This is a genomic window from Jeotgalibacillus sp. R-1-5s-1, from assembly GCF_004405105.1.
GTDB lineage: Bacteria > Bacillota > Bacilli > Bacillales > Jeotgalibacillaceae > Jeotgalibacillus.
Genome location: NZ_SORW01000021.1, coordinates 83,890 through 107,488 on the forward strand (window position 1 = coordinate 83,890; position 23,599 = coordinate 107,488).

The 23,599-nt window shown below is 43.4% G+C and carries 22 protein-coding genes; 17 read left to right on the forward strand and 5 right to left on the reverse strand.

From position 1 onward, the window contains the following. Positions 1-90: 90 nt before the first annotated feature. Positions 91-693 (reverse strand): 30S ribosomal protein S4, encoded by a 603-nt coding sequence (gene rpsD / locus E2491_RS08880; RefSeq protein WP_134375064.1) that lies wholly within the window; start codon positions 691-693, stop codon positions 91-93. Positions 694-1,131: 438 nt separating this feature from the next. Between rpsD and E2491_RS08885 the strand changes: the two genes are divergently transcribed. Together E2491_RS08885 and megL are read left to right on the forward strand one after the other, a co-directional pair. Then, positions 1,132-2,982, forward strand: coding sequence for a sensor domain-containing diguanylate cyclase (locus E2491_RS08885; protein ID WP_134375066.1), 1,851 nt, complete (start codon positions 1,132-1,134; stop codon positions 2,980-2,982). 200 nt (positions 2,983-3,182) lie between these two features. Beyond that, complete coding sequence (gene megL, locus E2491_RS08890; RefSeq protein WP_134375068.1) at positions 3,183-4,394, forward strand: methionine gamma-lyase; 1,212 nt, start codon at positions 3,183-3,185, stop codon at positions 4,392-4,394. Positions 4,395-4,683: 289 nt separating this feature from the next. Here the strand turns inward: megL and E2491_RS08895 are convergent, their stop codons facing one another. Further along, entirely contained in the window at positions 4,684-5,163 is a 480-nt protein-coding gene (locus tag E2491_RS08895; RefSeq protein WP_134375070.1) for a GAF domain-containing protein, read from the reverse strand. A gap of 176 nt (positions 5,164-5,339) precedes the next feature. Here E2491_RS08895 and refZ point away from each other — a divergent pair, with 176 nt between their 5' ends. Beyond that, complete coding sequence (gene refZ / locus E2491_RS08900; RefSeq protein ID WP_134375072.1) at positions 5,340-5,963, forward strand: forespore capture DNA-binding protein RefZ; 624 nt, start codon at positions 5,340-5,342, stop codon at positions 5,961-5,963. On the opposite strand, the gene hisJ is transcribed toward refZ, so the two are convergent. Further along, on the reverse strand, positions 5,939-6,742 hold the full coding sequence (gene hisJ / locus E2491_RS08905; protein ID WP_134375074.1) for a histidinol-phosphatase HisJ: 804 nt from the start codon (positions 6,740-6,742) through the stop codon (positions 5,939-5,941). The genes refZ and hisJ overlap by 25 nt on opposite strands. Before the next feature lie 165 nt (positions 6,743-6,907). Between hisJ and E2491_RS08910 the strand changes: the two genes are divergently transcribed. Next, positions 6,908-8,599 (forward strand): septation ring formation regulator EzrA, encoded by a 1,692-nt coding sequence (locus tag E2491_RS08910; RefSeq protein ID WP_134375076.1) that lies wholly within the window; start codon positions 6,908-6,910, stop codon positions 8,597-8,599. A 49-nt stretch (positions 8,600-8,648) separates the two neighbouring features. Here the strand turns inward: E2491_RS08910 and brnQ are convergent, their stop codons facing one another. After that, a complete protein-coding gene (gene brnQ, locus E2491_RS08915) occupies positions 8,649-9,998 on the reverse strand; it encodes a branched-chain amino acid transport system II carrier protein (RefSeq protein WP_134375078.1) in 1,350 nt (449 codons plus the stop codon). Positions 9,999-10,174: 176 nt separating this feature from the next. Between brnQ and E2491_RS08920 the strand changes: the two genes are divergently transcribed. The 5 genes from E2491_RS08920 to rarD all read left to right on the forward strand — a co-directional run bounded on the left by E2491_RS08920 (position 10,175) and on the right by rarD (position 15,541). Then, complete coding sequence (locus E2491_RS08920) at positions 10,175-11,353, forward strand: cysteine desulfurase family protein (RefSeq protein WP_244093923.1); 1,179 nt, start codon at positions 10,175-10,177, stop codon at positions 11,351-11,353. Continuing rightward, positions 11,343-12,554, forward strand: a complete 1,212-nt coding sequence (gene thiI / locus E2491_RS08925) for a tRNA uracil 4-sulfurtransferase ThiI (RefSeq protein WP_134375081.1) — start codon at positions 11,343-11,345, stop codon at positions 12,552-12,554. The genes E2491_RS08920 and thiI overlap by 11 nt, the downstream gene beginning before the upstream one ends. A gap of 81 nt (positions 12,555-12,635) precedes the next feature. Next, entirely contained in the window at positions 12,636-12,836 is a 201-nt protein-coding gene (locus tag E2491_RS08930; protein ID WP_134375083.1) for an alpha/beta-type small acid-soluble spore protein, read from the forward strand. Between the two features lie 110 nt (positions 12,837-12,946). Next, on the forward strand, positions 12,947-14,542 hold the full coding sequence (locus E2491_RS08935) for an amidohydrolase (protein ID WP_134375085.1): 1,596 nt from the start codon (positions 12,947-12,949) through the stop codon (positions 14,540-14,542). Between the two features lie 81 nt (positions 14,543-14,623). After that, the gene (gene rarD / locus E2491_RS08940) at positions 14,624-15,541 is read left to right on the forward strand and encodes an EamA family transporter RarD (protein WP_134375087.1); all 918 of its coding nucleotides are present in this window, start codon (positions 14,624-14,626) and stop codon (positions 15,539-15,541) included. Between the two features lie 236 nt (positions 15,542-15,777). Here rarD and E2491_RS08945 read toward each other — a convergent pair whose 3' ends face one another. After that, on the reverse strand, positions 15,778-16,578 hold the full coding sequence (locus tag E2491_RS08945; RefSeq protein WP_134375089.1) for an NAD kinase: 801 nt from the start codon (positions 16,576-16,578) through the stop codon (positions 15,778-15,780). A gap of 142 nt (positions 16,579-16,720) precedes the next feature. On the opposite strand from E2491_RS08945, the gene sppA reads away from it, so the two are divergent. From sppA to E2491_RS08985, 8 genes are all read left to right on the forward strand, one after another. After that, positions 16,721-17,722 (forward strand): signal peptide peptidase SppA, encoded by a 1,002-nt coding sequence (gene sppA, locus E2491_RS08950; RefSeq protein WP_134375091.1) that lies wholly within the window; start codon positions 16,721-16,723, stop codon positions 17,720-17,722. A 14-nt stretch (positions 17,723-17,736) separates the two neighbouring features. After that, a complete protein-coding gene (locus E2491_RS08955; protein ID WP_134375093.1) occupies positions 17,737-18,276 on the forward strand; it encodes an RDD family protein in 540 nt (179 codons plus the stop codon). A 110-nt stretch (positions 18,277-18,386) separates the two neighbouring features. Next, positions 18,387-19,001 (forward strand): DUF2953 domain-containing protein, encoded by a 615-nt coding sequence (locus tag E2491_RS08960; RefSeq protein ID WP_134375095.1) that lies wholly within the window; start codon positions 18,387-18,389, stop codon positions 18,999-19,001. Continuing rightward, positions 18,985-19,377: a GerW family sporulation protein gene (gene ytfJ / locus E2491_RS08965; protein ID WP_134375097.1), complete on the forward strand. Its 393-nt coding sequence runs from the start codon at positions 18,985-18,987 to the stop codon at positions 19,375-19,377. Before E2491_RS08960 ends, ytfJ begins: the two co-directional genes overlap by 17 nt. A gap of 63 nt (positions 19,378-19,440) precedes the next feature. Then, on the forward strand, positions 19,441-19,941 hold the full coding sequence (gene tpx / locus E2491_RS08970; RefSeq protein ID WP_134375099.1) for a thiol peroxidase: 501 nt from the start codon (positions 19,441-19,443) through the stop codon (positions 19,939-19,941). A gap of 119 nt (positions 19,942-20,060) precedes the next feature. Next, positions 20,061-21,044: a class I SAM-dependent methyltransferase gene (locus E2491_RS08975; RefSeq protein WP_134375101.1), complete on the forward strand. Its 984-nt coding sequence runs from the start codon at positions 20,061-20,063 to the stop codon at positions 21,042-21,044. A gap of 227 nt (positions 21,045-21,271) precedes the next feature. Further along, positions 21,272-22,456 (forward strand): acetate kinase, encoded by a 1,185-nt coding sequence (locus tag E2491_RS08980; RefSeq protein WP_134375103.1) that lies wholly within the window; start codon positions 21,272-21,274, stop codon positions 22,454-22,456. Positions 22,457-22,548: 92 nt separating this feature from the next. Further along, entirely contained in the window at positions 22,549-23,385 is an 837-nt protein-coding gene (locus E2491_RS08985; protein WP_134375105.1) for an EcsC family protein, read from the forward strand. Positions 23,386-23,599 lie beyond the last annotated feature (214 nt).

Sequence of the window (23,599 nt, forward strand, 5' to 3'; positions counted from 1 at the left end):
GAATGTGTTATTTAACATAAAAAAACCCCTGACCATGTTGTAAAAACAACGTGATCAGGGGTTTTGTCTCTGTTAAGCTGCAGAGGCAGATTAACGAGAGTAGAACTCTACGATTAGCGCTTCGTTGATGTCAGCAGCTAGTTCGTTACGCTCTGGGAAGCGAGTGAATGTACCTTCAAGCTTGTCCGCATCGAACGTTACGTATTCAGGAGTGAAGCTGTTAAGCTCAGTTGCTTCCTTAACAATGTTCAGCTTCTGTGATTTCTCACGAAGGCTGATTGTTTGTCCTGGCTTTACGCTGTAAGATGGGATATCAACGCGTGAACCGTCAACCATTACGTGGCCGTGGTTAACTAGCTGACGAGCCTGACGACGAGTGCGTGCAAGACCCATGCGGTATACAAGGTTGTCAAGACGAGCTTCAAGAAGAATCATGAAGTTGTCACCGTGACGGCCTTGAAGTTTACCAGCTTTATCGAATAGGTTACGGAACTGACGCTCAGTTACTCCGTATGTGTGACGAAGCTTCTGCTTCTCCTGAAGCTGAAGACCATATTCAGATAGTTTTTTACGCTGAGTAGGACCGTGTGGACCTGGAGCGTAAGGACGCTTTTCTAATTCTTTTCCTGTGCCGCTTAGTGAAACACCAAGACGACGAGACAGTTTCCATGCTGGACCTGTATAACGAGCCATAGTTTGACTCCTCCTTGTGTTTTTATTTTGTTGTAAAATAAAAACCAGTACTGTGATTAACCATCAATCATCATTTTGTCATCTTGCACCATCGCCCTGCAGCAGGGGTTACACGATGCACCTGCATTGAAGCAGGAACAAAATGAAAAATTCATGTACTCACAAAAGGCTGCATTATTTTACACAAAGAACATCATACATCTCAGAAAGATTCATGTCAAGGGTGATTTCAACAGATCATCCATGAATCGATCTATTTAGCATCCCCTAAAAATACGATAAACGAAGTATTTTGTCTATCATTATAATATTTTTTATGTAGAAATAGCTGGGAATTGTGATATAATAAATATTTGTAAATATCTGAAAAATAAATAAATAAAAAGTTATATTACGAAATTGAGGCAAAAGGTTGATATTAAAAGGGATGAAGGTGGAATGATGGAAACGCTGAAGCCGTTTATGGACCGTTTTAAAGCGGGAATCTTTGAGATTCTATCGAATTCAATGGCGGGAGAAACATCGATACGTAATTGGTACCGTCAGCTGACGGCTTTGCTGATCCAGGAATTCGACATAGAGAAAACCTTTTACTTATATAAGAACGACCGCCAATTGTACGTTTTTAATGAATCAGAAAAAATCAGGTTGGCAGACAGTCTGGACATCTTAAATAAAATGCAAGATGAACCTTTTGTAAAGGCAGGGTCCGGCCTTCATTATTTAGTAGAAGGAGATATTTTAATTCCCTGTTACGACGGGGATGTTTTAATGGGGATTGTCGGCCTGAGACCTGTGCCGGATGCGAAGTGGGTGCAGGACAACAAGCTGCTGACGGTTATGGCATGCGATATAACGGTGCTCTATCAGAACGTTAGGAAAATGATCGCCACTTCAACAGAGAGAAAAAGATACCACGAATTATTTGAGGTGACAGAAGCATTTAACTCCATTATGGATGTCAATGAAATACTGGGTAAAATCATTAATTCATTAAAATCGACTTTTCCTCAGCATTCTTTTACGCTTCTTCTTTCTGATGAATATGACAAACAGACGGATCTGCCAATTGAATACCTCGATTATCAGACAGAAAATCCTGCTATCATGCATGCATTTGTTTCGTCTGAATTATCCTACGATGATCAGGGATCACCGGCAGCTCTGTACTCTCCTTTAAAAGGAAAGCAGGGTGTCTACGGATTGCTCAAGACCGTTAAGAAATCACAGGTGCCTTTTAAAGATCACGAGCAGGAATTTATCAAGGTATTATCATTAACAGCGGGGAATGCGCTCGAAAATGCAAAGCTTTATCAGCAGTCAAGAAGGCTGATAGAAGATTTAAGTCTGATCAATGATCTGTCTCATCAGTTGAATTCGAATCTCAACATGAAAGAAATGATGAATTACCTTCATAAACAGCTAAGAACGTGTCTGAAACCTTCGAAAATCGGTTTCGTTCTGACCGATCAGAATGAATTGAAGGTGCTGGATGGCAGCTGTGATTTCTTTTATAAACAGGAAAGCCAGGAATACATGCTTAATCTGAAAAATCAGTTTGAGGACGGTGCAGAAGCAGTCTACACTGCTGATTATCAGGGCTCATTATCAAAGCAACCTGTGTATCGTTCTGTCATGGCGGTCCCGATGGTTCATTTAAATGAATTGAAAGGCTTTTGTGTTGTGCTGCATGAGCAACCGTATTCTTTCTCTTTTGATATGTTTAAATTGTTCAAGTCAATTATTCATCATTCTGCATTAGCCCTTATCAACTCCATGTTACGCGCCGAGATGCAGGAGATGATTAACAGGGATCACTTAACAAAACTGTATTCCCGCCATTACCTGGATCAGTTTGTGGAACGTTCTATTGATCAGGATGAGTGTGGAGTATTTGTTCTGATTGATATTGATAACTTTAAAAAAGTAAACGATACACACGGACACCAGGTAGGAGATCAGGTCATCATTCAGCTTGCCAGACTGTTATCCAGTTTTGAAAATGATTCCTCCATCAGTGCGCGTTGGGGTGGGGAAGAATTGGCGCTGTATTTTAGAAACCTGACGCTTGAAGAGGGGATCGAGCTGACTGACTCCATACGGATGAGTGCGCCACAGCATACAGACCCGGCAATCACCATTTCCTGCGGTGTTGCGGGTTGGAAAGCGGGTCAAGGATTCTCTATGATTAATCTGGTTAAAAGAGCGGATATTGCACTTTACGAATCAAAAAACACAGGTAAAAATAAAGTATCCTATGCTTCAGGTGATGCAGTAAGGATCTATTGAATAATGAAAACAGACCGGAACAGCTCTCTTTTTGAGCCGTTCCGGTTTTTTTATGAAGAAGAAAATGGTTTCCGCATAGGAAGCCAGTCGATTACACATATCAGCTGTATTGCAAATATCTGCATATTTCTTCTCTTTGAATACAATAAGGAAAAAGGTAGAATAAAGATGTAAGCGATTACATTTTAGGGGGAGCACTTATGGAGAGGAATAGAAAGCGGTTTGAAACTGAGGTAGTTCACACAGGATATGATTCATCCCGGTATCAGGGATCACTTACACCTCCGCTTTTTCAAACGTCTACATTCACATTCGAAAACGCTGCGCAGGGTGAAAAGCGTTTTGCGGGCGAAGAAGAAGGATATATTTATTCCCGTCTTGGCAATCCGACTGTTAAGGTGCTGGAAGATAGAATCATGACACTTGAGCACGGTGAAGGAGCGCTTGCGTTTGGATCGGGAATGGCTGCTGTATCTGCTGTGCTGTTCCATCTGCTGAAAAGCGGGGACCATGTCGTCTGTTCAAGAGGGGTATACGGCTGTACGTTTGGGCTTTTGGAAATGATGGAGAAGAAATTCTCGATTACACATGAATATGCGGATATGTCATCTGAAAAATTGCTCAGACAAGCGCTTACTGAGAATACAGCCTGTATATATGTGGAAACGCCAATCAACCCGACGATGGAATGTATCGATTTGAAGATGGTCTGTCAGGTCGCACTGGAGCTTGAGATCCCGGTGGTTGTCGATAATACGTTCAGTTCGCCTTATCTTCAGAATCCAATCAAACTTGGCGCGGATTTTGTCTTGCATAGTGCAACCAAATACATCTGCGGGCACGGTGATGTTGTTGGAGGTCTGCTTGTTGGTAAATCTGCTGAAGAGATGCAGGAAATCAGAATGACAACCCAGAAGGATATCGGTGGAATTATGTCCCCTTTTGATGCGTGGCTTCTGATCAGAGGAATTAAAACGCTTGCTGTCAGAATGGATCGTCACTGTGATAATGCAGAGAAAATTGCATCGTATCTGAAGTCTCACTCAATGGTTCAGGCAATCCATTATCCAGGTGATGCTGACCATCCATCATTCCGAATGGCGAAAGATCAAATGAAACGTCCAGGTGGTATTTTGGCGTTTGAAATTAACGGAACAAAAGAAATGGCTCAGGCGTTTATGGATGAGCTTAACATGATCAAAATTGCAGTCAGCCTGGGCGACGCCGAAACGCTCATTCAACACCCATCGACCATGACCCACTCCGTTGTTCCGCCTGAGGTCAGGGGGAAAATGGGCATTACAGATTCACTGCTAAGACTCTCCGTCGGCCTGGAATCATGGGAAGATATTTGCGAAGATCTTGAACAGGCCTTTAAGAAAGTAGAAAAGAGAGCTGTGCAGATGCAATAAATTAAAAAAGGTGATCCATCAAGCGGGATCACCTTTTTTATATAATGGACTTTAAAGATAATGTTTAGAACATGAATAGACAATAAGTGCCGGGTCTTTCCTGAGACTCATGCGGCAGAGAAGCGACAGGTGAGCCAGCGTCGCGCAAGCTGGCTCACTGCACGGCCTTCGAAAAGCGGAGACGACTCCTCCAGCCCTGACTTATGACCTCGAGGGGCTAGTCGCCGCAGCTGGACAAGGAAAGCGCAGGAATGACCCGGCACGGTTTATCTAGTCAGTATTTCAGAAATTAAATAAACTCCTGCAAGATCTCTACAAACTTCTCAAGCTCCTGCTGGTCCGTTTCATCAAAGCGGTTTTTGATCGGGCTGTCGATATCGAGTACCCCTACAACTTCCCCATCTTTAACAATCGGCACGACAATTTCAGATTGAGAGGCAGCATCGCATGCGATATGTCCCGGAAATGCATGAACATCCTCTACACGAAGCGTGCGGTTTTCAGCTGCTGAGGTCCCGCAAACCCCTTTACCAAATGGAATTCTCACGCAGGCAGGAAGACCCTGAAATGGTCCGAGAACGAGTCCGTCGTTTTCTCGCAAATAAAATCCGACCCAGTTTGTCTCTTGAAGAAACTGATTAAGAAGGGCAGAAGCATTGCTTAAATTGGCAATGGCATTATCTTCTCCTTCAAGCAGCGCTTTCAATTGTTTGTGAAGCAGGCTATATTGCTCTTCTTTTGATCCTTTATACATTTCGACAGTAAACATATAAGCTCACCTTCATTTCGATAAAAGTTTTATTCTTCTGAGAATCATCCCGCTATTTGATGAAAGGTTTATGAAGGATCAATCACCTGAATGCAGAATGGTAGAAGATAGATAATATTATATTTGTATCACAGACAATGAGTGGAATCAATTTATTTGAAGGGCAGGTTATATAAATGGCAGTGCTTCAACGGGAAACTAAGTCAGAGGTCATGACCGCAGCAGTAGACTTGTTTTATACGAAAGGTTTTCATGCCACCAGTGTCAGGGAAATTTCAGCCGCCGCAGAAGTCAATGTCGCGACCGTCTCTTACTATTTTTCAGGAAAAAAAGGTCTCCTGGAAGAATGCCTGATTGCCTTTTTTGAACCTTATTTGGCTGTTTTAGAGGGGTCATTGGATTTGAGGGGAGAGAAGTCATTTGTCATGGCCGCTGCGAGAAGAGCCGTTTTGTTTCAGCAGCAGCATCACCGTTTTGCCAGGTTTGCCTGGAGAGAGATCACGATGGATAATCAACTGATTCGGGAGATGACAGCAAGTTACTTAAGGAAAGAACAATACTTATGGAAGATGATGATGGCTGAGGATATTGAAAGGGGGATCAGTTTTAAACTTCCCCCTTCCTTTTTCCTGATTCAGCTGTCATCGATGATTACTGCTCCCTTTTTACAGGGACAGTCTGTGCGTGAGCTGTGGAATGTTCATACTTCAGAGACATATTTCTCCGAAAGATATATGGATGCAATGGATAAGTGGTTTATGAGCGTGACGTCCTGTTACGGTTTAAGCGCAATCAGCTGATCTGCACCTTGATTAAGGCCCGATGCTGTGTGGGCATCAGAGCCGTAAATTAATGGGATGCCAAGTTTCTTTGCTTTTAACGCAACAGGTGACGGCGGGTATACTTCCAGACAATAAGGTTTAACAGTCCCGGCCCCGTTATAGTCCAGTTCAAGGTTGTTCTTTTTTATCGCCTGCAGGATCAGGTCGATTTCGTGCTCGTGACCTGATTCGGGGGGATAAAGTTTCCGGAATTTATTGGCCAGCGTGATATGACCGATTCTCCGAGGCTTATGATGGCCCAAATCTGCCTCGATAGAATTTAATACTGTTTTATAATAAAGCGAATGAACGTGATCGACCGTCCCCTGGCTGTCAATTAATGTTTTAAATGCATCAGGATCAAAATCCATACATACATAGCTTTTTTCGCTTTTTAAAAAATGAACAGAAAGAATGGAATCGTCCAGTTCATGACCGTAACGGTTTAAAAAGTCCGTCGTTTGTGCTTCAAATCCTTCTATAAAATCCACTTCGAGACCTGTATGAATGATCAGGTCTCTTTTATATTGTTTTTTGAGATCCGACAGTTCACTTAAATATTTTTCAAGATCATCCGGATTCATACCGCTGTCCTGATCTGGAACGGGATCTGTGAATCCTTCCGGCAGCGGAGCGTGTTCCATAAATGAAATCTCTTTATATCCAAGTGTAATCGCACGCTCAATATATTGGTGAAACGAATCCCGTGAACCGTGAGGACAGTACGGGGAATGAATATGTCCATCTCTAAAAGGCATGATGAATTACTCCCTTTCATAAAAAAATGATATGAAAAAAGTCATGTCAAAAATATAAGAAAAAACAAGAATTATCACTAATAACATGGTATCATAAAGTCACTATACTTTTTGAAACAGAGACTTTTACATAAATCGTCAGCAGGATTGAACAGGAGGCAAGAGATGGAGTACATAATTGGATCCGTCCTATTCGCGTTAATTTTAATCGGTACAGCCTTTTTTTGGCGCAAAAAGCAATATAAAGAGGTCGATGTTCTTGAAGAACAGAAGCTTGATATTCAGCATCGTCCCGTACTTGAGGAAATGACCAAAGTCAAACAGTTGAATATGAACGGACAGACAGAAGAACTGTTTGAAAAATGGAGAGATTCCTGGACGTATATCGTGGATGAAAAGCTTGCCGAGGTTGATTCGCTTCTGTTTGACGCAGAAGAACATATTGATAAATTCAGATTTAATAAATCAAAAAAAGTTCGTGAAGCAATTGAGGAAGAATTGAAAATTGCAGAGGAACAGATGAATGTAATTCTTCAGGAACTTGAAGATTTAATGGGCAGTGATGAAAAGAACCGCGAAGAAATGGAATACATTCAACAAGTATTTAAAGAATCCCGTTCCCGTCTGATGGCAGAGCGCCATTCGTTTGGTAAATCTGCTGAAGCGCTTGAGCGAAAGATTTACGCAGTGGAACCGAAGCTTGACGAGTATCAGTCTCTCACGGGAGAAGGGAACTATCTTCAGGCAAGAGAGCTTGTATTGGCGCTGGTACAGGAAATCAATGACATTCAGTCTATTATTGAACGTTTGCCATCTTTGAATGATGAAGTGCAGTATTCGCTTCCTTCCCAGCGTTCAGAGCTGAAGGATGGCTTTAACGAAATGTCTGATAAGGGATTTCCTTTGTCCCATCTCGGGTTTGAAAAGGCCGATCCGGAGCTGGAATCACAAATTGGACTGGCTCAAAAACATCTGCTTCGTCTTGAACTGGATGAGGCGGATGACATTCGTCAGTCCGTTCAGGACACTTTAGATCAATTTTATGATCAGCTTGAGGATGAACTGGAAGCGAGATCAAAGCTGAATGAAAAGTTAGCGCCACTGTCAGAAAAGCTGAAAGAGACTGTAAAGCGCAACGAAGAACTGACGAGGGAAGTAGATTATGTCCGCCAGGGATATCAACTGGATCAGACGAATCTTGATCTTCCGAAAGACCATGAAAAACAGCTTGAGCGGATCACTAGAGAGTTTCATTTAATGACAGATCGCCGCAAAGAGGGAGAAACCGCCTTTACGATTTTGGCAGTAGAGGCTGAAAAACTTGAAACTGAACTCGCAGAAATTGAAGAACAGCAAAAGAATTCTTCAAGCCAGCTTCAGAAGCTGAGAAGTGATGAAATTACAGTTCGTGAGCTTCAGGATAAATGCTTTAAAAAGCTGAAAGAACTCGTTAAGCTTGTATCTCAAAAAAACCTTCCGAAAATCCCGGATTACTGGCATATGGAGTTGAAGGAAGTGAACAATCAGCTTGAGCAGATTGATCGTCTGCTGACTGAGCGTCCGATGAATATGAAACTGATCAGTCAGCATTCCTCCTCAGCAGAGCGTATGACAGAAGCGTTTGAAGAAAATACTTCTGATATGATGAATGCCGCCGAATCTGCTGAACGGGTCATCCAGTATGGAAACCGCTACAGAAGTAAAAATGAAGTTGTTTTTATTGGATTAAATGAGGCAGAGATGCTGTTCAGACGAGGTCAGTATCAGGAAGCGCTGGAGCAGGCTGCAGAAACGATTGAGAAAGTGGAGCCTGGAGTATTAAAGAAAATTGATGATTTAAAGGAACAGCACGTATAAAAAAGAGGTGTCCGCGGACACCTCTTTTTTATACCTAATTATTTATGCATTACGTGCTCTTCAAGCTTGCCGCTGTTCTTTTTGTGTGACTGAATGAAACAGCGATCAAGTATCCGATGATTCCTCCGATTACAGCTGGAATCATCCAGCCGACTGTCTGCTCCATTAATGGAAGGAATGCCAGCATCGAGCTGAGTGGGTTGCCTGCAAATCCTGCAGCAGCTAGGCCGTCAGCGATTCCGATGATCCCGGTTGGAATAATCGCACCAATGTATACAGCACGATAGCCGTTAATGATGTTATGAAGAAATGCCAGCACCATTAACACAATGGCAACGGGATAAATCATCACGAGTACCGGTACCGATACAGCAATCAGCTGGGTTAAGCCGATGTTTGCGACAATCATACTGAATCCTGAAAAAATAAAGACAAAGCCTTTATAAGGAATGTTCGGTACGATTTTTGAGAAATAAGTTGATACAGATGCAACAAGCCCAATGGATGTTGTCAGACAGGCCGCGGTAATCGCTAAGCCTAAAATAACGGCGCCGCTCGATCCGTATAGATAGGCCGCAGACGCTGAAAGAATCGCTCCTCCGTTATCCTGAGTACCAATGGCACCAATGCTTGTTGCACCGAGGTGACTAAGTGCAATGTAGACCAACGCAAGTCCGGTTGCAGCGATGACACCTGCAAGAATGGTCACTCTGACAACAAGGCGCTGATCAGTAATTCCACGGTCTTTCACAGCTGAAATGACCACCAGTGCAAAAACAAGTGCCGCGATGGCGTCCAGTGTCAGATAGCCTTCGAGAAACCCTGCAAAAAATGGTGAGGATTCGTAAGCGGCAACAGCTTCTCCACGTTCACCCATTGGCGTGAAAAATGCTCCGGCTACTAACACTGTTAAAATTACCACAAGTGCTGGTGTTAAATATTTGCCGATACGATCAACAAGTTTTGTTGGATTTAATGCCAGATAAGCCGTGATCGCGAAGAACACAAAGGAAGACAGCATTAATGTCCATCCGCCGCCCATTGATTCAGGTAAAAATGGCAAAATTCCGATTTCATAAGATACAGTTGCGGTACGCGGTATCCCAAAAAAAGGACCGATTGCTAAATACAATGTGATTGTAAAGATTATTCCGAAAATTGGGTGTACACGACTTGCCAGAATCTGAGGACTGCCTCCGGATTTTGCAATCGCAATGACACCGAGTAACGGAAGACCCACACCGGTAATTAAGAAGCCGGCAATGGCAACCCAGCTCTGGTCACCAGCCTGCTGACCGAGCAGGGGTGGAAAAATCATGTTTCCTGCGCCAAGGAACAGCGCAAACAGCATCAGTCCAATTGTGAGAACGCTACCAAAAGTTATTTTGCTACCAGTCATAGTTCCCTCCATATATGCACTAACTTTTTTCACCGAAACATCATAACATAGAAAAATCGAAATTTGTCGAAAATAACAAAAGTCTAAATAAGGGGAAAATTCAATATATTGAAGGCGTATTCAAACAGGAGATTTCATCACACATCATTCATTTAGTATGATAGGATTAATAAGGTTTGCGTACACCAAATGAAAGAGTGAGACAAATGCTTTATCTCGATAATAGTGCAACAACGAAACCGGATCCGGCTGTGCTGGAATCTTATATAAAAGTAACCGAACAATATTACGGCAATCCTTCTTCTCTTCATGGCATGGGGGAAACAGCTGCTCAGCTGGTTGAAATGGCGAGAAAATCTGCTGCTTCGTATTTAAACGGAAGTGGAAAAGTCATTTTCACTTCAGGTGGGACGGAAAGCAATAACCTGGCGATAAAGGGTTTTGCCCAGTCTTTACGTTCGCGTGGAAATCATCTCATTACAACGAATATTGAGCACCCATCTGTCCTCGAAGTGTTTCGTCATTTAGAAAAGGAAGGTTTCGCCGTGACGTATTTGCCGGTTGATGAAAAAGGCGTTATTTCCATTGATCAGTTAAGGTCTGCACTGAAAAAAGAAACCATTCTTGTATCCATCATGCATGTGAATAACGAAATTGGTTCTGTTCAGCCGATTGGAGAAGCAGGTAGTGTAATTAAAAACCAATCCAGAGCAATTTTTCACGTAGATGCCGTCCAGTCATTTGGAAAGCTCCCGATAGATCCTGACAAAGCGGGTATCGATGCCTTAACACTGTCAGCTCACAAATTCCATGGACTAAAAGGGACAGGCCTGATTTATTTAAATACAGATCAACAGTTAGTATCGCAAATGCTTGGCGGAAGTCAGGAGTTTGGCTTGAGAAGCGGGACGGTTCATACAGCTGGTACTGTAGCGATGGCTAAAGCGATGAGACTGGCCACTGAGCAATTAGAGAAGCATCGGAAACATCTTATAGAAGGAAGAGACTTATTAAGAGCTTTTTTTGAAACACGTGAGGAAGCGGAAGTTTTATCAGCTGAAGACCAGGCACCGCATATTCTCGCTGTTTCAGTTCCGCTTTTAAAAGGCGAGGTCGTTGTCCATGCTCTTGAGAAAAAAGGTGTTTATTTATCAACATCTAGTGCATGCTCATCGAGGATGACGAAACAGAGCCATGTTTTAAAAGCGCTCGGATTGAGTGATGACGTGATTAAAGGTGCTTTCCGCATTAGTCTTTCGCATGATGTATCCCTTAATGACCTTGAAAAGTTTAAAAAGATATGGGAAGAAGTCATTCCTCCCTTATTAGAAGGAGTGAAAAGAAATGAACGCTGAGCGAATTCTGATCCGGTACGGTGAGATTTCTACTAAAGGAAAAAACCGTAACCGTTTCATCTCACAGCTTGAGAAAAATATAAAAAATACATTGTCAGATTTAAAGCCGGTCCGCTTTGATTCAGGCAGAGACCGCATGCATATTGAACTTTTGGATGCTTCAGAAACGGAAGTGGTGATTTCAAGGCTGAAACCCGTTTTCGGTATTCAATCATTCAGCCCTGTGGTTAAGGCAACAAAAGACCTCGATGACGTAAAACAAAAAGCAGTTGAACTTGTTAATTCAGTTAGAGACAAAGGAGATCTTTTCAAGGTGAAAGCCAGAAGAGCTGATAAAAAATATCCGCTTGATACGAATGAATTGAATCTTGAAATCGGATCTCACGTTTTAAGAAATGTGGACGGATTAACGGTTGAAATGAAAAAACCTGATATAGAGCTGGTTGTTGAGGTAAGGGAGGAAGCGGTTTACCTGTCTGCTGAAACAATTCAGGGTGCCGGTGGAATGCCAATCGGCACAGGGAATAAGGCAAGTCTGATGCTGTCAGGCGGACTCGACAGCCCGGTTGCAGGGTATCAGATGATGAAGCGTGGCGTGGAAATCGAAGCCATTCATTTTTTCAGTCCCCCATTTACAAGCGATAAAGCGAAGGAAAAAGTAAAAGAACTGACTGCGATCTTATCAGGATTTTCAGGCTCAATTAAATTGCATATTGTGCCGTTCACGAAAATTCAGCAGACAATCCATCAGCAGGTTCCGGAAAATTATACGATGACCTCTACGCGAAGAATGATGCTTCGCATTGCAGATGAGATCCGTAAAAAAACAGGTTCACGTGCCATCATCACAGGGGAAAGTCTTGGGCAGGTAGCCAGTCAGACGCTTGAGAGTATGGAAGCGATCAATGCGGTCAGCAGCACGCCGATCCTCCGCCCGTTAATTGCAGCTGATAAAACAGAGATCATCGACATTGCCAAAGAGATTGGCACATACGAAACGTCGATTCTCCCTTATGAAGACTGCTGTACGATCTTTACACCTGCTGCACCAAAAACAAAACCGAAGCTTGAAAAAGTCGAGTTTTACGAAAGCTTTGTTGATTTTGAAGTCTTGATTAAAGAGGCGGTTGAGCAGACTGAGTCAGAGAAACTGACAGTCGGTTACCGTGCACAGGAACAAAAGTTTGAGGAGCTTTTTTAAACCCTTCTGTTATTAGTATCATTTACCAGTGATAAGCCGTGTGTTTTTGCACATTCTATAGTCACAGAGGAGGTGAGACACATGGCAAACAGAAGCTCAAACCAACTTCTTGTTCCAGGTGTAGAACAAGCATTGGATCAAATGAAATACGAAATCGCTACTGAATTTGGCGTTCAGCTTGGAGCTGATTCAACAGCTCGCGCTAACGGTTCTGTAGGAGGAGAAATCACAAAGCGTCTTGTTCAGATGGCTGAACAACAGCTTAACGGTTACTCTAAATAATTTATAAAAGGAGTGTAGAGTCGGGGGATGACCCCAACTCTACACTCTTTTCTTTTTGTCGGGTCTTTTGTAAACTGTTTCTAGAGTCGAAAAATCTGGAGGAATGACGAATGAAGCAGTTGTGGAAAAATGGCACGATTTATACGATGCAGCGTGAAGGGGAAACGGTTGAGGCGATTTTGACGAATAACGGTAAAATTGCTGCGCTTGGAACGGAAGAAGAGCTATTAAAGTTGGTAAATGGTGAAGTTGACCACGTTCAGGATCTGAATGGAGCCGTATTGTTCCCCGGGTTTGTTGACAGTCATTTACATATTGTAGGTGTCGGGGAAACCCTGCTCCGACTTGATTTATCTTCAATGAAGTCCAAACAGGAAGTATTGGAGGCCGTGAAGGAAAAGGCACGGGAGCTTCCTGCAGGTGAATGGATTCAAGGAGACGGCTGGAATGAAAATGAGTGGGAAGAAGCGCAGGTTCTGACTGCACAGGAGCTTGATGAGGCTGCCCCTGACCACCCTGTGTTGTTAAAAAGAATTTGCCGGCATGCGGTTGTTGCTAATTCCATGGCACTTGAGCTGGCGAAAATCACGGCTGAAACACCTGATCCGGAAGGTGGCGTGATTGAACGTGATGCAAAAGGCTACTTGACCGGTCAGTTAAAGGATCAGGCGCAGGATCTGATGATTCCGGCACTGCCTCCAATTAAGGATGAATATATTCAAAAAGCGTTGAAAACTGCACTTGAGCATGCCTGGTCGCTTGGACTGACAGGTGGTCATACGGAAGATCTCAGCTACTATGGTGATTTTACAAGAACGTACCGTGCGTTTCAGAAGATCATTGAAGAGGATGGACGTCCGTTCCGTGCCCACCTTCTCGTTCATCATCAGGTGATTGAGGACTGGCACAGGCAGGGACATTCCTTCCTTTCCGGTTCAAGATATGTTGAATTTGGTGCAATGAAAATTTTTGCTGACGGCGCGTTAGGTGGACGGACCGCGCTCATTAAAAACGGGTACGCAGATATGCCGGGTGAAAAAGGGGTTGCGATTCACAGTCCTGACAAGCTGAAGCAGCTCGTTTATAAAGCGCGCCAGTATGATATGCCGGTAGCGGTTCACGTCATTGGTGATCAGGCGTTTGAGTATATGCTCGATGCCATTGAAGAATATCCGTCAAACGGGGAGCGGGATAGATTGATTCATGCTCAGATTTTAGATGAGGATCTCATCAAACGTGCGGAAAAACTTCCAATCGTGCTCGATATCCAGCCGAGATTTGTACCATCAGACTTCCCATGGGTGATTGACAGAATTGGTGAAGAGAATATGACGTGGAATTATGCCTGGAAAACGCTTCTCGATCGCGGGATTGCGCTGGCAGCGGGATCTGATGCGCCGATTGAGCCACTTGATCCGTTACTTGGTATTCATGCAGCCGTGACGAGAACAAAGCCGGGTGATCCTGAACGGACCGTTTATAAGGAGCACGAATGTTTATCTGTATACGAAGCAATTTCTCTTTTTACAAAAGGCAGTGCATACGTGTGTCATCATGAAAACGACCGCGGCTTGTTAAAAGAAGGTTTTGCCGCTGACTTTACAGTTCTGGAGAAGGATCCATTTACTATACATCCTGATGAGCTTTTGACGCTGAAGGTGGAAAAAACAGTTGTAGATGGTAAAACGGTGTTCTCACGTGCCTAAGCTAGTTTCATTGATGCAACCGTGTCAGAAGGCGTATAATTAGTTCCGTTATTTAGAAAGTCGAATGATTGGAGAAACAATATGGTAACTGAAGAACGTAAAGGAATCATCTATACGGCTTTTGCCTATACATTATGGGGGTTATTGCCGATCTACTGGAAGCTGGTGGAGCATGTACCGGCTGATGAAATACTCGCCAATCGGATTTTCTGGTCATTCTGGTTCATGTTGATTTTACTGGTGGCAACAAGACAGTTCAAAGCTTTCAGAAGTGAGACCTTCTCACTTCTGAAGCGGAGAAAGAGATTTGCGGCGCTGGTGACTGCATCGGTCCTGATCAGTATTAACTGGTTTGTTTATATATGGGCGGTTAACTCTGGTCAGATGGTTGAAGCCAGTCTCGGTTACTACATTAATCCTCTGGTGTCTGTTTTACTCGGTGTCATTGTGCTGAAGGAATTAATGAGTAAGGCACAGGTTCTCTCTTTTATCCTTGCTTTGGTCGGTGTGCTGATTCTAACTGTCTCATACGGCCAGTTTCCCTGGATTGCGTTCATCCTTGCTTTTTCATTTGGACTGTACGGACTGGTGAAAAAAATGTTGAAGGTAAATGCAGCGATTGGATTGACACTTGAAACGCTGACGATTATGCCAATTGCTCTTTTATATCTCGGCTACCTTGGGGCAGCAGGGGACCTTGCGTTGTTCAATGTTTCTTTTGGGACTGATTTTCTGCTTGTCGCAGCTGGTGCGGCTACAGCGATTCCGCTTCTCCTTTTTGCCAATGGGGCACAGCGGATTCCGTTATTTATGGTCGGGTTTTTGCAGTACATTGCACCGACGATTACGTTGATACTTGGCGTATTTTTTTATGGAGAACCTTTCAGTGCGGTAGATCTGATTTCGTTTATCTTTATCTGGTTGGGGCTTGCTGTGTTTACTGTTTCGAGAACGAAGTGGGCGATGCAGGTGCCGGTGAGGAGAAAGAAAGCAGTGTGAGTTAGATAAAACCGGGCCAGTGACATGCTCCGATTACCATTATAAAGTTTAGGCGACGTTTCTTTACTAATTATCATTAAGAAAATGAGGTTATCTCCATAAAAGGGCTCAATTCACCCGTAGACTCCTATGGCGGAAGGGTCAGGTGAAACCGATGTGCGAAGCACAGCGGGTTCACCGCCCGGCCATGGAAAGCGGAGGGTGAATTGAGCCCGGTTTATATTTAGAAGCTTTATTTATAAAAACGTCCGCTTCACCTTTTCCCAGAAGGAATTGTCTTTCAGCTTAACCGTTTTAACAATGTTTTCACTCAGCGCAAGATCAACGTGCTGTACGTGGCTGATGCCCAATGCTTCGTTATCGAGACCCATAACCGGATAGTCATTGCCATCCTGCGTCACACTAAGGCGAAGTTTTCGCTGTCCGCTCAAGATAAAGGAAGAGCCGAGTGTACGGAAGCGGTTGTTGTTCACGGAGGCGAGTTCGCTGACCTGCATACATGGAAGCATTGGATCAACAACAGCGCCGCCTACTGATTTATTATAGGCAGAGCTTCCGGTAGGTGTGGAGATAATCATGCCATCACCGCGGAAAGTTTCGAAGTGAAGATCATCAATATGGACATCCATCACAAATGTTTTAATAATGCCTGACCGGATACTGAATTCATTCAGGCATAAAAATTTTGTTTCATCATCAACCGTGACTTCGATGGTCGGATATTTACGGACTTCAATTTGTTCTTTAGTCATTGCCTCAATCATGGATGAAACGTCATCAATGTGGAAGTCACAGTAGAGGCTTCTTTTTCGTGATGTCGATACGCCGGCGTACAGGCAGTCCTGTCTGAATCCGGTTTTTCTCACGGCCTGCAGGAATGCACCGTCACTTCCGACACTGACAATAATATTTGCTTCTTTATAATCAGCGACAACAGAAAATCCATAGCGCTCAGCCAGTTCTTCAAGCATGGAAACCTGTTCTTTTGTTTTGTCATCTTTACGGGCATAAAAATACATATTTCGTCGTTGTTCCATCAAAGATCCCTCCGGTTCAATTGAATGCGTCAATATGTAGTGCTGTACAATATTCATGTACATACAAAAAGTGTATCATGAAATGAAACATATCCAAAACTCGAACGTAAGGATATTTGAAAGATTAAAGGAGGCTATAACAATGTCAGCAAAAAGATGGATAGCATTAGGTATTGCCGTTGTGCTGTTTGTTGTATCGGCGGGAATTAATTTTGCCTCAGTTGCTCTGACAACTGATTTTGAAGAAATGTTTTCAACTGCAGCTTCTCTTGACGGACTGCCTGAGGAAGTCATTGAAGACGGCAGCTTTTCAGACAGGATTGCTGTGCTTGAGCTGAACGGGACGATTCAGGATACCGGCGATACAGGTGGTTTTCTCGGGCCTGTCGGGTACAATCATACCCATTTTATGAATCAGCTTAATCAGGTGAAAGAGGATGCATCGATCAAAGGAATTGTGCTTAGCGTCAATACGCCAGGTGGCGGTGTCGTAGAAAGTGCGGAGATTCATGACAAGCTAGTGGAGATTATCGAAGAAACAGATAAAACTGTCTATGTTTCGATGGGGGCTCAGGCCACATCTGGCGGTTACTACGTTTCGGCACCAGCAGATAAGATTTTCGCCAGCAGGGAAACGATGACGGGATCATTAGGTGTTATTCTTCAAAGCATTAATTTCAGCGGGCTCGCAGATGAGCTTGGTGTGGAATTTGTCAGCGTTACCTCCGGTGAATTTAAAGATATGTTAAACCCGGCTGAGGAAGTAAGAGAAGAAGACCTGGCCATTGTACAAAGCATGCTTGAAGATTCCTATCAGGGATTTGTCGATGTTATTGCAAACGGACGTGATCTGCCGGAAGAACGTGTAAGAGAGATTGCAGACGGCCGTATTTATAATGGTACTCAGGCACTCGAACTCGACTTGATCGATGAATTCGGTTACGAGGAAGACGTAATCGCAGCACTAAAAGAGGATCTGGAGATTGGCAATGCCCAGGTCATCCGTTACGGTATGCCGAACGATTTCGCCTCTCTGTTTAATTATCAGGCATCCAGATTATTTGGCAGTCCGGAAACACAAATATTATCTGAAATCATGAATAACACTGGCGGACCGCGTCCGATGTACTTGTATTCCAACTAAAAGGAGGAACTTTCATGGACCATCATGAACAAGAAACTCTTCAGTCCGAAGCTGTTCCTTCTACGGTGACATATGAGCCGCATTACGGAGGCTTCTGGATCAGGGTTTGTGCTTACTTATTTGACTTACTGATCATTGCAGCATTAAACGGTCTGCTCATTGAGCCTGCTTTCCGGCTTGCAGGTATTGACCTGACAGGTGGTATGTTCAGCCCGATCAATATTGCGACAGGTATTGTCTTTTTTGCCTACTTCGTACTGATGACTAAAATACTCGGTCAGACACTCGGAAAAATGATTTTCGGACTGAAAGTGGTTGCATTGCCATCAGAAAAATTAAGCTGGGTGACAGTGCTTTTCAGAGAGCTGATTGGACGCTACCTTCACATCGCGATTACCTTTTTCAGTCTGCCGGTCTTCCTGTTTTTATACGGTGTGGTTGCATTTACACCGAAAAAGCAGGGCATTCACGACCTGCTCGCGGATACAACCGTTATTCACGAACGGACAGTTATAGCAGGTAAGCCTGAAAAAGCAGCATACGTACAATCATAAATACGGGTGGTGAGTAGTCCTGTTGGACGGCTCTCCACCCTTTTTTTGTAAGTTAGTAAAGTTGAAATAATTTTTGGTGTAGAGGGGATATTAAGGAAGAGGTGGCGCTAATGAACTGGCTATTCCTGTTGCTTATACCGCTTATCATTCTGTTTATTAAGATTAAATTATCAATTGACATTCAGACAGGCCGTGACAGGATTTTTTGTGTCCTGAAACTGTATGCTGCAGGAATCAGGATAAAAAAATGGATCATCCCTTTTAAATACGGACAAAAGCTGTCTGTAAAAATGAAAGTGAACGGTGAGAAAAAAAGAATGACTGTCCATGATTTCAAACTCCTTGTGCATCAATACAAGCAGCTGAAGGCAGAGACAACGGGTTTAAGAACATGGGGAAGACAGACGCTCCGTAAGATCTCAATTGAAAAGTATGACCTGAGAGTGAAGGCGGGAACAGGTTCAGCTGACACAACGGCATTGGTAATCGGGATAATATATCCTGTACTGGCATTTCTTCAAACTGGAATGAGTTTGTGTGTGCCGTTCCGGTGCAAGCCGGCTTGCAATGTCTATCCGGCATTTAACGAACCGGCATTTCAACTGGCGTTTTCATGTATAGGATCTATCAAAGCCGGACAGCTTATAAAAGCAGGCCTGTTATTTCTTATCAGAAATAAGGTCATCGAAAAGAAAGCGGGTGGAAGAGATGGAACATCCAATTGAAGGCGTCATGTCCTCAGCAATGGAACAGTTAAAAGAGATGGTTGATGTGAATACGATTATCGGCGATCCGGTTGAAACAGGAGACGGTCGCACCATCATGACCGTATCACGTGTCAGGTTCGGCTATGCAGCAGGTGGCAGTGAGTTTCAGTCGGCTTTTGAGGAAACAGTGGAAGGACATCCTTTCGGCGGTGGAAGCGGCGGTGGCGTATCTATTACACCGGTTGCCTTTTTGATTGTCGGTAAAGAAGGCGTATCGATGCATCACATGAATGAAGGCACACATCTTCTTGAAAAGCTGATGGATATGGCTCCTGAAACCATTGGCCGTATTCAGGAAATGTTCAGAAAACAGCACTCAGAGGAAACGCATTAGTTGAATAACCCACCCTCCTTTCAGTATGATGAGAAAGAATACATATTGAAGGAGGATTTTTTTATGGCTTCTGTAACATTTAAAAACAACCCGGTCACATTACTTGGAAATGAAGTGAAGGTAGGCGATCAGGCACCTGCGTTCGAAGTGCTGGCAAATGATCTTTCACCATTTCAGTTAAAAGATTCTGCTGGAAAAATTAAACTAATCAGTGTTGTGCCATCAATTGACACTGGTGTATGTGATGCGCAGACAAGACGTTTCAATGAAGAAGCGGGCGAGCTTGATAATGTCGAGGTTCTGACGATCTCAGTTGACCTGCCATTCGCGCAAAAACGCTGGTGTGGAGCAAACGGACTTGAAAATGTGATCACACTATCCGACCATAAAGAGCTGTCCTTCGGTAAAGCGTACGGTGTTGCCATTGAAGAGCTTCGTCTTCTGGCGCGCGCTGTATTTGTGATTGATACAGAGGACAAAGTTGTTCATGCTGAATACGTTTCTGAAGCGACGAACCACCCGGATTATGAAGCTGCCATTGCAGCAGCAAAATCAGCAAACTGATCTTTCATCATTGAAAGCCGGCTCCCTTTCTGACAAGGGTGCCGGCTTTTTACTTTCATTTTCATAACAGACACGTTACAATGAAACATTGATTAAAACCGATTAGGGGCGTGAACAGAATGAGTGTTTCACCAGTCGAAAAAATCTTTACCTTTCTGAATGAAACGGCATCTGTTATTCAGGATGCACGGGGTGTAACCTACCTTGAAGCACTTGCAGAAACAGGAGAAAGCTGGTTTTTAAATGAAGCTTCGGATTCCCTGGAGCCACTTGTGCAAAAAAGATTGGATAAGCAATATCATGAACATCCATTAGAAAATTTTAAGCGTGACGATCTCCGTAAAGGATTCCAGCTCGCTGTGTTAAAAGGAATGAAAGAACATATTCAACCAAATCACCAGATGACACCGGATTCCATTGCCATGGTTATTGGGTATCTTCTTGATAAATTCACCGGCAATCAAAAGCAGATGACAATACTTGATCCGGCACTTGGAACCGGTAACCTTGTCTTATCTATTATGAATCAGCTGGATGGAAAAGTGGCCGAATCACACGGTGTTGAAATTGATGAAGTACTGATCCGTCTTTCTTATGCAGGTGCGAACCTGACTCAGCAACCACTGCACCTTTACACGCAGGACTCACTGGAACCATTGTTCATTGATCCGGCTGATGCCGTTGTCAGTGACTTGCCGGTCGGCTATTATCCGAATGATTTGAGAGCGGCCGATTACGAGCTGCAGGCACCTGAGGGACACTCCTATGCTCATCATTTATTTATTGAGCAGAGCATCCAGCATGTGAAAAATGGAGGCTATCTCTTTTTCCTTGTGCCTAATGGAATCTTTGAGTCACCTCTGTCCTCCCAGCTGCACGACTATTTAAAAAAGGTTGTTCATATACAGGGGTTAATTAAACTTCCTTCTTCATTATTTAAAAACGAACAGTCCGCAAAAAGCATTCTCATTCTTCAAAAGCAGGGAGAAGAAATCAAACCGCCAAAACAGGTACTGCTCGCAGAAATGCCAAAGTTGAGTAACGGTGTTGCTGTTCAGAATATGATGGGCAAAATTCAGCAGTGGATGATTGAAAACAAGTAATGGCTGGACTTTTATGAGGTGCTGATCTTCTCATATCATGAAAAGATCAGCCCTTGTCAAATGTTCTGAAAATAAACACTTTAACGTGTAAACGTTGCCATCATCAGCTTTTCCTTGAAGCCTTGGTCATTCAATGATTAAATGAACGTGGATAAACAATAAAAAAGCAGGGTAACCATGTAATAATGCTTTTAATTTTATAGATTGTTAAAGGAGCGAATTCATTCATGACTAAAGTCATTGCCATTAATGCAGGCAGTTCATCGCTAAAGTTTCAGCTGTTTGAAATGCCGGAAGAGACTGTCATTACAAAAGGCCTTATTGAACGGATCGGCCTGAACGATAGTGTGTTCACGATTTCAGTAAACGGTGAAAAACAAAAGGAAGTCACGGATATTCCAGACCATGAAGTCGCAGTTAAATTGCTTTTGGACAAGCTGACATCAGCAGGAATTATCAAATCACTTGATGAAATCGATGGAATCGGACACCGCGTAGTACACGGCGGAGAAGTATTTAACGATTCTGTTGTCATTACAGAAGAAACAATTGAGAAGTTTGAAGAACTGTCAGAGCTTGCTCCACTTCATAACCCTGCAAACATTACCGGTATTAAAGCTTTCCGCAATGTACTGCCTGAAGTACCTGCAGTGGCTGTATTTGATACTGCATTCCATCAGACAATGCCTGAAAGCTCATTCTTATACAGTCTGCCTTACGACTACTATAAAGATTTTGGAATCCGTAAATACGGTTTCCACGGAACATCCCATAAGTATGTTTCTCAACGTGCGTCAGAAATGCTAGGCCGTCCGCTTGAGCAGCTTCGTCTGATTTCCTGCCACCTTGGAAATGGAGCAAGTATCGCAGCGATTGAAGGCGGACGCTCTATTGATACTTCCATGGGCTTCACACCACTTGCTGGTGTAACGATGGGAACACGAAGCGGTAACATTGACCCGGCGCTAATTCCATTCATCATGGAAAAAACAAACCAGACGGCTGAAGGTGTGCTTGACGTTCTGAATAAACGTTCAGGTATGCTTGGAGTATCAGGGTTCTCAAGTGACCTTCGTGACATCGAACTTCAGTCAGCTGAAGGAAACGAACGCGCAAGACTGGCGCTTGATGTATTTTCAAATCGAATCCACAAATACATTGGATCCTACGCTGCCCGTATGAATGGTGTAGATGCGATCATCTTTACAGCAGGAATTGGTGAAAACAGCGATGTAATTCGTGCAGAAGTATTAAGAGGCCTTGAATTTATGGGTATCTACTGGGATCCTGCCCTTAACAAAACGCGTGGAGAGGAAGCGTTTATTAACTATCCTCATTCACCTGTTAAAGTGATGGTCATCCCGACCAATGAAGAGGTTATGATTGCACGTGACGTGACACGTTTGACGTAAACACAACAAAGCCCTTTTGTCTTACTTTGAGACAAAAGGGCTTTTTCTGCTTTTTAATAGTATAATAAAGGAAAACGTCAGGTGGGGATAACATGTCGTGGACGGATAGAGAGAAAGATGTATACGAAGAAATACTTTCATGGAGAGAATCGCTGACATCCATTCATGGAAATGACCTTTCATATGTTTTTGCCAAATGGCTGGAGCTTTCATTCTCCGCTTTACCCGAAGAATTTAAAAAAGAGCTCTTTTCAAAAATAGACACCTCTCTGTTTCATATGCATAGTACACTCCAGGGGTTTCAGCTGACGCAGGATGAACGGGAGAGAATGATGAAAACCGCAAGAGTTTTCGACGATACGATTCAACAGCTGGAGGACTTTCAACAGCTCTCAATCGATCAATTAAATTACCTGTCACTGCAGCAAACCGGAAAACACAGACTCTACTCCTTCGTACAGGGGGGCATAGCCGGTACAGGAGGCACAGTCGCATTCCTGACAGATCTAATCGCCATGCTGCTCCTGAATATCCGCGCGATCCAGATGATTGCTACATCATACGGCAGGGATATACATACCCCATACGAAATGACCCTTGCGCTAAAAGTTTTCCATGCTGCCACACTCCCTAAACGCTTTCAGAGAAAAGCCTGGGACGATCTCATCCAGACAGCCGACTCAAAAAAATTGGACTACTTCTTTACAGAAAATGATGAGCTCATCAACGAAAAGTGGCTTGAAGGACCGGGCATCCAGCTCATCAAAACATTCGCCATACGCTCTTTCCAGAACAAAAAAATCTCCAACATCCCGGTCATCTCAGTCTCAATCGGAGCCGTATCAAACTACCAGCTCACAAGAAAAATTACCGAATTCGCCGAACACTTCTATCAATACCGTTTCTTAATGGATAAGAAAGATGACTGATTTCATAAATCAAAAAGTAGAGGAACAGATGTATACATGCATTTGTTTCTTTTTTGTTTATAAAATCATTAAACATCTCCCAAGGACCGTCCTCCCCCGGAGACTCCTGTGGCGGAAAGGGACAGGTGAAACCGATGTGCGAAGCACAGCGGGTTCACCGCCCGGCCACGGAAAGTCAGCTATATTATAGTCAAGAGAAAAAACAGATCTTTTT

Excerpts from the sequence above, each read along its gene's own strand:
- rpsD (WP_134375064.1), bottom strand. The coding sequence starts at position 693 with ATGGCTCGTTATACAGGTCCAGCATGGAAACTGTCTCGTCGTCTTGGT.
- E2491_RS08885 (WP_134375066.1), top strand. The coding sequence starts at position 1,132 with ATGATGGAAACGCTGAAGCCGTTTATGGACCGTTTTAAAGCGGGAATC.
- megL (WP_134375068.1), top strand. The coding sequence starts at position 3,183 with ATGGAGAGGAATAGAAAGCGGTTTGAAACTGAGGTAGTTCACACAGGA.
- E2491_RS08895 (WP_134375070.1), bottom strand. The coding sequence starts at position 5,163 with ATGTTTACTGTCGAAATGTATAAAGGATCAAAAGAAGAGCAATATAGC.
- refZ (WP_134375072.1), top strand. The coding sequence starts at position 5,340 with ATGGCAGTGCTTCAACGGGAAACTAAGTCAGAGGTCATGACCGCAGCA.
- hisJ (WP_134375074.1), bottom strand. The coding sequence starts at position 6,742 with ATGCCTTTTAGAGATGGACATATTCATTCCCCGTACTGTCCTCACGGT.
- E2491_RS08910 (WP_134375076.1), top strand. The coding sequence starts at position 6,908 with ATGGAGTACATAATTGGATCCGTCCTATTCGCGTTAATTTTAATCGGT.
- brnQ (WP_134375078.1), bottom strand. The coding sequence starts at position 9,998 with ATGACTGGTAGCAAAATAACTTTTGGTAGCGTTCTCACAATTGGACTG.
- thiI (WP_134375081.1), top strand. The coding sequence starts at position 11,343 with ATGAACGCTGAGCGAATTCTGATCCGGTACGGTGAGATTTCTACTAAA.
- E2491_RS08930 (WP_134375083.1), top strand. The coding sequence starts at position 12,636 with ATGGCAAACAGAAGCTCAAACCAACTTCTTGTTCCAGGTGTAGAACAA.
- E2491_RS08935 (WP_134375085.1), top strand. The coding sequence starts at position 12,947 with ATGAAGCAGTTGTGGAAAAATGGCACGATTTATACGATGCAGCGTGAA.
- rarD (WP_134375087.1), top strand. The coding sequence starts at position 14,624 with ATGGTAACTGAAGAACGTAAAGGAATCATCTATACGGCTTTTGCCTAT.
- E2491_RS08945 (WP_134375089.1), bottom strand. The coding sequence starts at position 16,578 with ATGGAACAACGACGAAATATGTATTTTTATGCCCGTAAAGATGACAAA.
- sppA (WP_134375091.1), top strand. The coding sequence starts at position 16,721 with ATGTCAGCAAAAAGATGGATAGCATTAGGTATTGCCGTTGTGCTGTTT.
- E2491_RS08955 (WP_134375093.1), top strand. The coding sequence starts at position 17,737 with ATGGACCATCATGAACAAGAAACTCTTCAGTCCGAAGCTGTTCCTTCT.
- E2491_RS08960 (WP_134375095.1), top strand. The coding sequence starts at position 18,387 with ATGAACTGGCTATTCCTGTTGCTTATACCGCTTATCATTCTGTTTATT.
- ytfJ (WP_134375097.1), top strand. The coding sequence starts at position 18,985 with ATGGAACATCCAATTGAAGGCGTCATGTCCTCAGCAATGGAACAGTTA.
- tpx (WP_134375099.1), top strand. The coding sequence starts at position 19,441 with ATGGCTTCTGTAACATTTAAAAACAACCCGGTCACATTACTTGGAAAT.
- E2491_RS08975 (WP_134375101.1), top strand. The coding sequence starts at position 20,061 with ATGAGTGTTTCACCAGTCGAAAAAATCTTTACCTTTCTGAATGAAACG.
- E2491_RS08980 (WP_134375103.1), top strand. The coding sequence starts at position 21,272 with ATGACTAAAGTCATTGCCATTAATGCAGGCAGTTCATCGCTAAAGTTT.
- E2491_RS08985 (WP_134375105.1), top strand. The coding sequence starts at position 22,549 with ATGTCGTGGACGGATAGAGAGAAAGATGTATACGAAGAAATACTTTCA.